Raw genomic sequence first — 11,928 nt, forward strand, 5'->3', positions numbered from 1 at the left:
CGATTAACAGTGAAGAGCTAAAGGTGTGAAACATGAGCAACAATGAATTCCATCAGCGTCGTCTTTCTGCCACTCCGCGCGGGGTTGGCGTGATGTGTAACTTCTTCGCCCAGTCGGCTGAAAACGCCACGCTGAAGGATGTTGAGGGTAACGAGTACATCGATTTTGCCGCAGGCATTGCGGTGCTGAATACCGGTCATCGCCATCCTGAACTGGTCGCGGCGGTGGAGCAGCAACTGCAACAGTTTACTCACACGGCGTATCAGATTGTGCCCTATGAAAGCTACGTCACCCTGGCGGAGAAAATCAACGCTCTTGCCCCGGTGAGCGGACAGGCCAAAACCGCGTTCTTCACTACCGGCGCGGAAGCGGTGGAAAACGCGGTGAAAATTGCCCGCGCCCATACCGGACGCCCTGGCGTGATAGCGTTTAGCGGCGGCTTCCACGGTCGCACGTACATGACTATGGCGCTGACCGGAAAAGTCGCGCCGTACAAAATTGGCTTCGGCCCGTTCCCCGGTTCGGTGTATCACGTACCTTATCCGTCAGATTTACATGGCGTTTCAACGCAGGACTCCCTCGATGCCATCGAACGCTTGTTTAAATCGGACATCGAAGCGAAACAGGTCGCGGCGATTATTTTCGAACCGGTGCAGGGCGAGGGCGGGTTTAACGTAGCGCCAAAAGAGTTGGTTTCTGCGATTCGCCGCCTGTGCGATGAGCATGGCATCGTGATGATTGCCGATGAAGTGCAAAGCGGTTTTGCCCGTACCGGTAAACTGTTCGCGATGGATCACTACGCCGATAAGCCGGATTTAATGACCATGGCGAAAAGCCTCGCGGGCGGGATGCCGCTTTCAGGTGTGGTTGGGAACGCGAATATAATGGACGCACCCGCGCCGGGCGGGCTTGGCGGCACCTACGCCGGTAACCCGCTGGCGGTGGCTGCCGCGCATGCGGTGCTCAACATTATTGACAAAGAATCCCTTTGCGAACGAGCGAATCAACTGGGCCAGCGCCTGACGCAAACGCTGATTGATGCCAAAGAAAACGTTCCGGCCATCGCGGCGGTACGCGGTCTGGGCTCGATGATTGCGGCGGAGTTTAACGACCCGCAAACGGGGGAGCCTTCCGCCGCCATTGCGCAGAAAATTCAGCAGCGCGCGCTGGCGCAGGGGCTGTTACTGCTGACCTGCGGCGCGTACGGCAACGTGATTCGTTTCCTGTACCCGCTGACCATCCCGGACGCGCAGTTCGATGCGGCAATGAAAATCTTGCAGGATGCGCTGCACGACTAACGGTTATTCCCCCTGCATCCCTGCAGGGGGCCCTTTACAGGCGAATCACAAACACCGGCACACGGGCATGGCGTAAAATCCCCGAGGCTTCAGATCCCAGCAGATGCGACTGCTTTGCCGGATTGCGCGAACCAATCACCACCACATCCGCTTTCAGCTCATCTGCCAGCGTCGCGACGGCGTCACGCACTTTCCCGCTACGAATATGGTGATGAATACGGTTCTGAGGGAATGAGAGACTTCTTGCCAGTTGGGCCATTTTCTCTTCGCTGGCGCACTGCAGATATTGCTGCATTTTCTTCGCGTCGGCGATAAAACCACGGGTAAGCATGGGTGAAAATTCCGGCAGCACGTGCAGAAGGTGAATATCACCGCCAGCTTTCTCGGCCAGATATTGCGCGTGTGTTAAGGCGTTGTCGGCGAGGTCAGACTCAAAGACATCAACGGGAACCAGAATCGTTTTATACATAGTTGAAATCCCTTCATATCAATCATTTGCTGAAATAATCTTTATTGTGGATAACAACGCATAAAGGGGCCAGCGATCGCGGTCACTGATTAAGAAATATCGACAAATCAGATGGTTAATTTACAGTTTGTGACTGACGTTTGCCCGGCCTCCAGATCCCGTAGGCCTGATAAGCGAAGCGCATCAGGCAACTGTGCGGTCTTCTTGCCGGGGGCGCTGCGCTTGCCCGGCCTACAAGGGTTTAAGATCCGGTAGGCCTGATAAGCAAAGCGCATCAGGCAACTGCGCCGTCTTCTTGCCGGGGCGCTGCGCTTGCCCGGCCTACAGTCCCGGTAGGCCTGATAAGCAAAGCGCATCAGGCGTTATGGCACACGCTTACAGCTTGTTTAGCCGCTGAACACTTATGCTATCCAGCTTGCCGTCTAATATTTCCAGAAAGTCATCGTGATACGGCATGGCGACGTGTTTTTTCAAATCGTCCTCAGACTTCCAGCGCTCAATAAACACAAATGATACCGCGCCTTCCACGGCCAGATTACGCACGTCCGGAATGGCGCGGCTTTCGTGCAAATCATATTGCAGGCAGCCCGCTTCCAGTTGCGTCGGGCCGACCATCGCCTGCGCGGCGGTGCGGACGGTATCGATATATTCTTTGCGCGGGGTCAGGGTGGCGACAATTTTCACTTCACTCATAGTGATATCCTTTTTGTTATCAATGATTAGACGAATATTAGACGCATGATCATTGAGAGTAGTGGTGAATCTGCACAATTGCCACTATTAGCAGTAATGATCTTTGCTTAAATTGCAAAAATCATTTGCCGCTATGCCTCTTAATGCAACGCGGCAGTAGCGTTATCCTGCCGCCAGTGACATTAACCGGGAGAACCTCAATGTCTGACTCATTATTTGATACTTTTGCCTTTGGCGACACAACGCTTGCGAACCGCATCGCGATGGCGCCGATGACCCGTTCCCGCACCTCTCAGCCGGGTGATGTGCCCAATGCGATGATGGCGACCTACTATCAGCAGCGCGCCGATGCCGGGCTTATCATCACCGAAGGCACGCCAATTTCTGCCGTGGCGCGCGGTTACTCCATGACACCGGGCATCTATACGCAAGCGCATATCGACGGCTGGAAAAAAGTCACTCAGGCTATCCACGCGGCGGGCAGCAAAGTGTTTGTTCAGCTCTGGCACGTTGGGCGTCGAAGCCACGCCAGCATTGCGGGCGAGCAGCCCGTCTCGGCTTCCGCACTTAAAGATCCGGACCAGGTATTTGGCCCGCTACCGGAAGGTGGCTTTGGCATGATTGAAACGCAAACCCCGCGCGCCATGACCCAGCAGGATATCGATAACACCATTGCTGACTTTGTGCAGGCGGCGCGTAATGCGCTGGAAGCGGGCTTCGATGGTGTAGAGATCCACGCGGCACACGGGTATTTATTTGATACTTTCCTGCGCACTTCCAGCAATCAGCGCACAGACCAGTATGGCGGTAGCCAGGAAAACCGGATGCGTTTCCTGCTGGAAACCTTACAGGCGGTGAGCGATGAAATTGGCGGACATCGCGTCGCGGTGCGCGTGTCGCCGCACGTCATGGAAGGGTTTGCCGAAAGCGACCCGGAAATTGTTGAAGTGGTGCTGAAAGCGCTGGAAAAAATGACGCCAATGAAGCTTGCCTACGTGCACTTCTCGGAGAATATTTCCCGTCATGTTGAGGTGCCGGAAACGTTCCGTCAGCAGGTGCGTAAAGTGTGTGATTTGCCGGTCATGGTTGCCGGGAAACTGACGCCAGAAAGCGCCCAACAGATGCTGGATAAAGGCTATGCCGACCTGTTTGCCTTTGGCACGCCGTACGTCACCAACCCGGATCTGGCAACCCGATTCCGTCACGGCTGGCCGCTGGAAGGATTTGACGCCGATGCACGGCTGACGCTTTATGGTGGCGACCAGCACGGCTATATCGACTACCCGACTTACTCTGCATAAACATTTCCCCGCGCTTTCCTGCGCGGGGTTTTTCATGACGCCCCAAATCGATGCAATGCACCGCTTTGGTTCCCCAAACGGGTGTTACTTGCCGTCTGTCTATCCCATCTTACTGATTTAAAAGCTTCTTTCTTTCTGGCATGTAGATTGCAACATTCAAGGCAGAAGGCAGCGTAAGACAATCTGGCATCAATGGCTGGCTAGGGTTCCGGTTCACGAAGGTGAGCGTCAGGTCCGAGAGCTGGCGACCTCGACGAGGTTACACGGCGGGACAAAAGCCCGGGAGACAGCAGCACCATAGGGTGTCGCGCTGCCCCCACTTTTTGTGCCAAACCGAGGTCCATGATGAAGAGATTGCCGTTTGTTCGCTCACTTGCTCTAACGCTTGCGCTGTTCGCCTGCGCACCCTCATTTGCCGCCGTCAAAAAAGAGTTCAACATCTGCTGGACTATCTACGCAGGCTGGATGCCCTGGGGCACCATCAGTAACGAAAAAATCATTGATAAATGGGCCAGCAAATATGGCATTAAAATCAATATCGTCCAGCTTAACGATTATATCGAATCCATAAATCAGTACACCGCAGGTCAGTTTGATGGCTGCACCATGACCAACATGGATGCGTTGACTATCCCCGCGGCGGGCGGTGTTGACACCACGGCGCTGATTACCGGGAGCTACTCTGACGGCAATGACGGTGTGGTGCTGAAAGGTGCGGATAAAAAGCTGAGCGACCTGAAAGGCTTGTCGGTGTATCTGCCTGAGCTGTCTGTTTCCCATTATCTGTTGGTGCGCGGGTTGGAAAAAGCGGGGCTGGCGGAGCGAGACGTGAAGGTGGTCAACACCTCGGATGCGGATATCGTCTCGGCATTTTCTACCGATAACGTGCGCGCCGCCGTGGCGTGGAATCCACAGCTTTCTGTGATTAAGCAGACGCCGCAAACCACGGAAGTGTTTAGCTCTTCGCAGGTACCGGGTGAACTGATTGACATGCTGGTAGTGAACAGTGAAACCCTGCATGACAACCCGGCGCTGGGTAAAGCATTGACCGGCGCATGGTTTGAAATGATGGCAAAAATGCAGGCGGGCGATACGCAGGTTCTGAGCGCAATGGCCGCCGATTCTGGAACCGATCTCGCCGGTTATCAGGCACAACTCAAAACAACTCATCTGTTCTGGACACCCGCCGACGCGCTGGCTTTCATCACCGCGCCTGAGCTTGCAAAAACCATGCAGCGCGTGGCGCAGTTCTCTTTTGATAAAGGTTTATTGGGCGAAGGCGCAGCGAGTGCGGATTTCATCGGCATGGCGTTTCCGGGTAACACCACCCTGGGGGATACCGCTAACACCAAACTGCGTTTTGATGACCGCTATCTGAAGATGGCCGTTGCAGGCCAGCTGTGATAATTGACGATGGGAGCCTTCACCATGCGCCAGATTAACCGCCACCCCCAGCACGGCATGCGAATCATGTTAATGCTGCTGCCTTTCGTGCTGCTTATTGCCGCCTGGTTTGTGGGCTCGACCCTGCGTCTGGAGGCCAACCCGCACGACAAACTGTTGCCTGGCTTATCGCAAATGCTGTCGGCCATCGATCGGATGGCCTTCACGCCGGATCGCCGCAGCGGCGAGTATTTACTGTGGGTCGATACGCTCATTAGCGTGACGCGTTTGCTGCTTGGGTTGGCTATAGCGTCGCTCATTGGGCTCAGTATCGGCATTATCGCAGGCGTTTTCCCGATGTACAGCGCGGCGCTGTCGCCGCTGATGACCGTGCTTTCGATGGTGCCGCCGCTGGCTATCCTGCCGATTCTGTTCATCGTCTTTGGCCTGGATGAGCTTTCAAAAGTCATGCTTATCGTCATTGGCATCACGCCGATGCTGGCACGCGATCTCGAACAGCGAGCAAAAGAAATCCCGGCGGAGTTGTTCATTAAGGCGCAGACGCTCGGTGCCAATAGCTGGACAGTTGTGCTGCGGGTGGTATTGCCGCAGTTGCTTTCCCGGTTAATCACCTCACTGCGCTTAATGCTTGGCTCGGCATGGCTGTTTCTGATCTCGGCGGAAGCCATTTCCGCGACCGCGGGTCTGGGCTATCGCATCTTCCTTGTTCGTCGCTATATGGCGATGGACGTCATTATTCCCTACGTCATCTGGATAACCCTGCTGGCGTGGCTGATGGATCTGGCACTACGCCAGTTACACAAACGCTGCTTCCCGTGGGCAGAAGGGGGACGGGCATGAGTTTCATCGCAGTGAACAATATCTGGCAGGAATACGGCGACCACGTCGTGCTGGAACGCATCAATCTGACGGTAAAAGAGGGCGAGTTTTGTTCGATGGTTGGCGCGTCCGGCTGCGGAAAATCGACTTTTCTACGCCTCCTGTTGGGCCAGGAGCGACCCAGCCGTGGCGAGATTTTTCTCGATGGCAAACCGCTGCCCGGCGAACCCGGCAGTAGCCGGGGCGTGGTCTTTCAGCGCTATTCCGTTTTCCCGCATCTTAACGTGCTGGATAACGTTGCCGTTGGGCTGGAACTCCCCGTATCGCCGTTGCTGGGGCGACTGTTTGGCGCACGCAAACGCGCAGCCCGTGAACAGGCCGCGCAGATGCTGGAAAAAGTCGGTTTGAGCCATGCGCTGGATAAATACCCGGCGCAACTGTCGGGCGGGATGCAGCAGCGTCTCGCCATCGCCCAGGCGTTCATCATGCAACCGCGCGTCCTGCTGCTGGATGAACCCTTCGGCGCACTGGACCCCGGTATCCGCAAAGATATGCATGCCTTGCTGCTGGCGCTATGGCGTGAGACCGGGATGACCGTGTTTATGGTTACCCATGACCTGACGGAAGGTTTCAACCTCGGCACCCGTTTACTGGTGTTTGACAAGGTACGCATCGATCCGCAGGCCCCCAACGCCTACGGTGCGCGAGTGACCTACGACATTCCGCTCAATGAATCGCGGCTTTCGCAGCGTCAGGGGGCGGGGGCAGAAAACAACGTATTTTCCATAAGGAGAGAATCGGATGAAGCCATTACTTCACACTACATCGAGCCTGCGTGAAGAGCAGGTGCCGGGCGGCGGACAAGCGTCGTTTATTCTGCGGCGCGGGCAGATCCTGCGCCTGACTGATATCGACGGCGAGGCCAACGTCAGCATGATGATGCTCAACCCACATGAGAAAAGCGAACGGCTCAATCTGCCCGATACCCTGAAAGGGCAGCACACGGCGCGTCTTACTACCGGACACTGTTTCTATTCTGATATGGGGCGCGTGCTGGCGGGTATTGTGGCGGATACCTGCGGCTGGCATGACCCTTTTGGTGGCGTGTTAAATGCCGGGGAAACGGCAGAAAAATATGGTGCAGGGCGCTATCAGGAACTGCGCAACGCCTTTTATCGCAACGGCGTCGATAACCTGCTGGTGGAGCTGGGAAAATGGGACCTCGGTCTGGAAGATTTGCTGATGGTGGTGAATTTCTTCAGCAAAGTGACAGTGGATGAAAATGGTGACTTTCGTTTTGTGCGCGGGCATTCGAAGGCAGGTCAGTATGTCGAACTTTTCGCCCCGATGGACGTGTTGATCGTATTGACGGCACTGCCGCATCCGCAAAATCCTGCCACCGATTATGCCCCGCGCCCGGTTCAACTGAGCTGGTATCAGGCCGACGATGAGCAGGCCGCAACGGCCGCGCTGTTCACCCGTGATGAAAATCAGCGCGCGTTTTTGAATACGCAACTTTTCACCTGTTAAGGAGCCCGTGATGACAATGACGACCAGCCCACGCCATCCGCAAGACGCGGTGTTCCGCCACGTGATCCCGGCGGGAGAGCCCTATTTGTTTGAAGTGAAAAAAGGGCAGACCTTACGTTTGCTCGATCTCGAAGGTAATCAGGCTATCGACACACTGTTCTACAACGCGGATAACCCGCGTGAGCGCTATGACGTGCAGCGGACATTGCGCCGCCAGGGGAATGCCTATTTGACCACCGGCAGCGTGCTTTACTCTAACCTCGGTAACCCGTTGTTAACGATAGTGGCGGATACCTGCGGGCGTCATGACACCCTTGGCGGCGCTTGCGCTCAGGAGAGTAATACCGTGCGCTATTCGCTGGACAAACGCTATATGCACAGTTGTCGCGATAACTTTCTGTGCGCCTGCCTGCACGATGGCCGCCTGCATAAGCGCGACATCAGCGCCAACATCAACTTCTTTATGAACGTACCGGTGACCCCTGAAGGGGGGCTGACCTTTGAAGACGGTATCTCGGCGGCCGGGAAGTATGTGGAGCTTGTTGCTGAATGCAACGCAATGGTGCTTATTTCCAATTGCCCTCAGCTCAACAACCCATGTAATGGCTGGAACCCAACGCCTGCTGAGGTATTGGTATGGAATTGACCCGTTGGCAACGCTGGCGCAAGGTGATTTTTCACCTGTTTGCCACCCGGGCCGATCGCCTGAATCACACGCCGACGCCGAAAGCGTAAGCGCGTGCACCCTGAGGACGACCTCAGGGGAATGACTTTATCGCGGGACGACCCGCCTGAAATGAGTCATCACCATGTTTACATCACTCCTCATTGCCAATCGCGGCGCTATCGCCTGTCGAATTTTACGTACGTTGCGCGCTATGCACATTAAGGGCGTGGCGGTCTATTCTGATGCTGACCTCAGCAGCCTGCATATCCGGGAAGCCGATGAGGCGATAAGCCTTGGCGAAGGCCCGGCGGCACAAACGTACCTGGTTATTGACAACATTATCGCCGCCGCCAAAAACAGCGGGGCCGGCGCGATTCACCCAGGCTACGGTTTTCTGTCGGAGAACGCGACGTTTGCCGAAGCCTGCGAGGCCGCCGGGTTGGCGTTTATTGGCCCTACGCCTGCGCAGTTGCGTACTTTTGGTCTGAAACATACTGCACGCGCGCTGGCGAAAGCGCAGGGCGTGCCGATGCTGGAAGGAACGGAACTGCTTGCGGATGCGCAGGAAGCCTGCCAGCAGGCTGCGTTGATAGGATATCCGGTGATGCTGAAAAGTACGGCGGGCGGCGGTGGAATCGGGATGCGTGTGTGCCGTGATGCGCGAGAACTCAGTGAGTCGTTCGACGCTGTTGTGCGTTTGGGGCAGAACAACTTTAGCGATGCGGGTGTCTTTCTGGAGAAGTATATCGAACGCGCCCGCCATCTGGAGGTGCAGATTTTTGGTGACGGAAAAGGTGATGTCATCGCACTCGGTGTGCGCGATTGTTCCGTTCAACGTCGTAACCAAAAAGTGATTGAAGAAACGCCAGCGCCGAATCTGCCTGATGGCATGAGTGAAGCGTTGTGTGAGGCTGCGATTGCGCTTGGAAAAGCGGTGAACTACCGCAGCGCAGGCACGGTGGAGTTTGTGTATGACAGCCTGGCCGCGCAGTTCTATTTCCTCGAAGTAAATACCCGTTTGCAGGTGGAACACGGCGTCACTGAACAGGTATGGGGTGTGGATCTGGTACGCTGGATGATTGAACTCGCCGCCGGGGAACTTCCGCCCTTATCGACGCTTTATCGCCAATTAACGCCGCGCGGCCACGCTATTCAGGCACGTATTTATGCGGAAGATCCGGGGCGTCAATTTCAGCCATCGCCAGGTCTACTGACTGAGGTGGTCTTCCCGCACGCCGATGGCGCGACGCTGCGTATTGACCGCTGGATTGAAGCTGGATGTGAGGTACCGCCGTTCTTCGACCCGATGCTGGCCAAGATGATTAGCTGGCGCGACAACCGGGCAGAGGCAATCACGGTACTGAGCGATGCCCTTGCCGAAACCCGTTTATATGGGGTAGAAACCAATCGCCTTTATCTCCAGCAAATTCTGGCGTTCGAACCGTTCAGCAAAGGCGAACCCTGGACTCGCTGCCTGGACGCGTTGCAGTATCGGGCGAATACCGTTGAGGTGGTGAGCGCCGGAACGCAAACCAGCGTGCAGGATTACCCTGGTCGGCTGGGATACTGGGCCGTCGGCGTACCGCCATCGGGCCCCATGGATAACCGGGCGCTGCGTCTGGGCAATCGCCTGCTCGGTAACCCGGAAGGGGAAGCCGCGCTGGAGATAACCCTCAGCGGCCCCACCCTGAAATTTAATACGGCGACTGTCGCGGTTGTCGGCGGTGCATCCATTCCCGTCACGCTTGATGGTGTGGCACAGGAGATGAACCGAACGTTCACCATCCCCGCAGGGGCGACGCTGAAAATCGGAGAAATCAGCGGAACTGGCGTGCGAAGCTACCTGTGTCTGCGTGGCGGCATCCAGGTACCAATGTATCTCGGCAGCAAAAGTACCTTTACCCTCGGCCAGTTCGGCGGGCATGCCGGACGCGCGTTGCGCGCGGGCGATGTGCTGCATCTGGGCGATTGCCATGACGCGCAGCCGGCGACGTTGCCCGCATCGCTGGAAACGCACTTGCCGGATGTGCGCACGTTGCGCGTGATCTACGGCCCACACGGTGCGCCGGAATTCTTTGCCGAAAGCTATATCGACACGTTTTTCGCCACTGACTGGGAAGTGCATTTTAACTCCAGCCGTACAGGTGTGCGATTGATTGGCCCGAAGCCTCTTTGGGCACGTGAAAGTGGCGGAGAAGCGGGGCTGCATCCGTCGAATATTCACGATAACCCCTATGCGGTGGGGGCGGTTGATTTTACCGGTGATATGCCCGTCATTCTTGGGCCGGATGGCCCGAGCCTGGGCGGATTTGTTTGCCCGGTCACCGTTATCGAAGCCGATCTCTGGCAGCTTGGTCAGCTAAAGGCGGGAGATAAAATACGCTTTGTCGCTGTGAGTCTGGCAACGGCGCGTCAGCTTGCGCAGTCGCAGGATACAGAGATAGACACACTGCAAGCCATTGCGAACGAATGGCAACCTGCCGCGTTAAACTCGCCGATCGTGATGAACGGCGGCGAGGGTGACAAGCGGTTGATTGCACGTGTATCGGGCGACACGCATTTGTTGCTGGAAGCCGGAGAACCCGAGCTGGATCTGGTGCTGCGTTTTCGCATTCACGCCCTGATGCAGGCGCTGGAGCGCGCATCACGGCCTGGCGTGATTGACCTGACGCCGGGCATTCGATCATTACAGGTGCATTTTAATCCGGAAGCCTTGCCGCTTGATGACCTGCTGGCGTGGGTGCAAGGCGAATGGCATTCCGTCTGCGGCAGTGATGATTTACAGGTGCCCACGCGAGTGGTGCATCTTCCGCTTTCCTGGGATGATCCGGCCTGCCGTAAGGCGATTGATAAATACATGACCACGGTGCGTCCTGATGCACCCTGGTGCCCGAGCAACCTCGAATTCATCCGTCGGATCAACGATCTGCCCGATGAGCAGGCGGTCTGGAACACGGTGTTTGACGCCAGTTATCTGGTGATGGGATTAGGAGATGTGTATTTGGGCGCGCCGGTAGCGACGCCGCTGGATCCTCGCCACCGTCTGGTGACCACCAAATACAACCCGGCGCGGACGTGGACTGCGGAGAACTCGGTAGGCATCGGCGGCGCGTACCTCTGCGTGTACGGCATGGAAGGGCCGGGCGGTTACCAGTTTGTCGGACGAACCCTTCAGATGTGGAATCGCTATCATCACGTAGCCGATTTCGACGGCAAACCGTGGCTGCTGCGCTTTTTTGACCAGATTCGTTTTTATCCCGTTTCGGGGGAGGAATTGCTGCAAATTCGTCGTGATTTCCCCCTCGGGCGCTATCCGTTACGCATCGAGCACAGCACGCTGCGGCTTGCAGAGTATCAGCAGTTTCTTGAGCGGGAAGCGCAGGAGATTGACGCTTTTCGTGAACATCAGCAGCGGGCGTTTAACGAGGAGCGCGACCGCTGGATCGCCAGCGGACAGGCGCATTACGATAGCCAGGAGAGCGTGACGCAAGACGACGATGATATGCCACTCGGGGTGGGGGAGCAGGGTGTGGAGAGCCCCATCTCCGGGAACCTCTGGCAGGTGCAAGCCGCCGCAGGAAGCCGCGTTCGTGCCGGTGACGTGCTGGTGGTTCTGGAATCGATGAAAATGGAGATCCCACTGCTGGCGCCGTGTGATGGCGTGGTCCAGCATATGAGCGTACAACCCGGCTCGTCAGTGCGCGCCGGGCAGCGTGTGGCGGTGATCCTTGAAGAAGTCGCCTGACC

The 11,928-nt window shown here is 56.6% G+C and carries 10 protein-coding genes and 1 riboswitch; of the genes, 8 read left to right on the top strand and 2 right to left on the bottom strand.

Annotation, left to right across the window (positions count from 1 at the left end):
• Positions 1-32 precede the first annotated feature (32 nt).
• The gene (gene puuE / locus F0Q32_RS01280) at positions 33-1,298 is read left to right on the top strand and encodes a 4-aminobutyrate transaminase (protein ID WP_149461622.1); all 1,266 of its coding nucleotides are present in this window, start codon (positions 33-35) and stop codon (positions 1,296-1,298) included.
• Between the two features lie 34 nt (positions 1,299-1,332).
• Here puuE and F0Q32_RS01285 read toward each other — a convergent pair whose 3' ends face one another.
• Both F0Q32_RS01285 and F0Q32_RS01290 read right to left on the bottom strand, forming a co-directional pair.
• Positions 1,333-1,767: a universal stress protein gene (locus F0Q32_RS01285; RefSeq protein WP_149461623.1), complete on the bottom strand. Its 435-nt coding sequence runs from the start codon at positions 1,765-1,767 to the stop codon at positions 1,333-1,335.
• Between the two features lie 375 nt (positions 1,768-2,142).
• Entirely contained in the window at positions 2,143-2,460 is a 318-nt protein-coding gene (locus F0Q32_RS01290) for a putative quinol monooxygenase (protein ID WP_149461624.1), read from the bottom strand.
• Between the two features lie 200 nt (positions 2,461-2,660).
• On the opposite strand from F0Q32_RS01290, the gene F0Q32_RS01295 reads away from it, so the two are divergent.
• From F0Q32_RS01295 to uca, 7 genes are all read left to right on the top strand, one after another.
• Positions 2,661-3,761, top strand: coding sequence for an alkene reductase (locus F0Q32_RS01295; RefSeq protein ID WP_149461625.1), 1,101 nt, complete (start codon positions 2,661-2,663; stop codon positions 3,759-3,761).
• A 189-nt stretch (positions 3,762-3,950) separates the two neighbouring features.
• Positions 3,951-4,049, top strand: a riboswitch (guanidine-I (ykkC/yxkD leader).
• 57 nt (positions 4,050-4,106) lie between these two features.
• Positions 4,107-5,165 (top strand): putative urea ABC transporter substrate-binding protein, encoded by a 1,059-nt coding sequence (locus F0Q32_RS01300; protein ID WP_149461675.1) that lies wholly within the window; start codon positions 4,107-4,109, stop codon positions 5,163-5,165.
• A 24-nt stretch (positions 5,166-5,189) separates the two neighbouring features.
• Positions 5,190-6,005 carry an ABC transporter permease gene (locus tag F0Q32_RS01305; RefSeq protein ID WP_149461626.1) on the top strand — a complete coding sequence of 272 codons (816 nt, stop codon included), beginning with the start codon at positions 5,190-5,192 and terminating at the stop codon, positions 6,003-6,005.
• Entirely contained in the window at positions 6,002-6,823 is an 822-nt protein-coding gene (locus tag F0Q32_RS01310; RefSeq protein WP_149461627.1) for an ABC transporter ATP-binding protein, read from the top strand. Before F0Q32_RS01305 ends, F0Q32_RS01310 begins: the two co-directional genes overlap by 4 nt.
• Complete coding sequence (locus F0Q32_RS01315; protein WP_149461628.1) at positions 6,786-7,514, top strand: urea amidolyase associated protein UAAP1; 729 nt, start codon at positions 6,786-6,788, stop codon at positions 7,512-7,514. The genes F0Q32_RS01310 and F0Q32_RS01315 overlap by 38 nt, the downstream gene beginning before the upstream one ends.
• A 10-nt stretch (positions 7,515-7,524) precedes the next feature.
• Positions 7,525-8,160 carry an urea amidolyase associated protein UAAP2 gene (locus tag F0Q32_RS01320; protein ID WP_149461629.1) on the top strand — a complete coding sequence of 212 codons (636 nt, stop codon included), beginning with the start codon at positions 7,525-7,527 and terminating at the stop codon, positions 8,158-8,160.
• Between the two features lie 163 nt (positions 8,161-8,323).
• Positions 8,324-11,926, top strand: coding sequence for an urea carboxylase (gene uca / locus F0Q32_RS01325; RefSeq protein WP_149461630.1), 3,603 nt, complete (start codon positions 8,324-8,326; stop codon positions 11,924-11,926).
• Positions 11,927-11,928: the final 2 nt, after the last annotated feature.

Source organism: Pseudocitrobacter sp. 73, assembly GCF_008369545.1.
Taxonomy (GTDB): Bacteria; Pseudomonadota; Gammaproteobacteria; order Enterobacterales; family Enterobacteriaceae; genus Pseudocitrobacter; species Pseudocitrobacter vendiensis.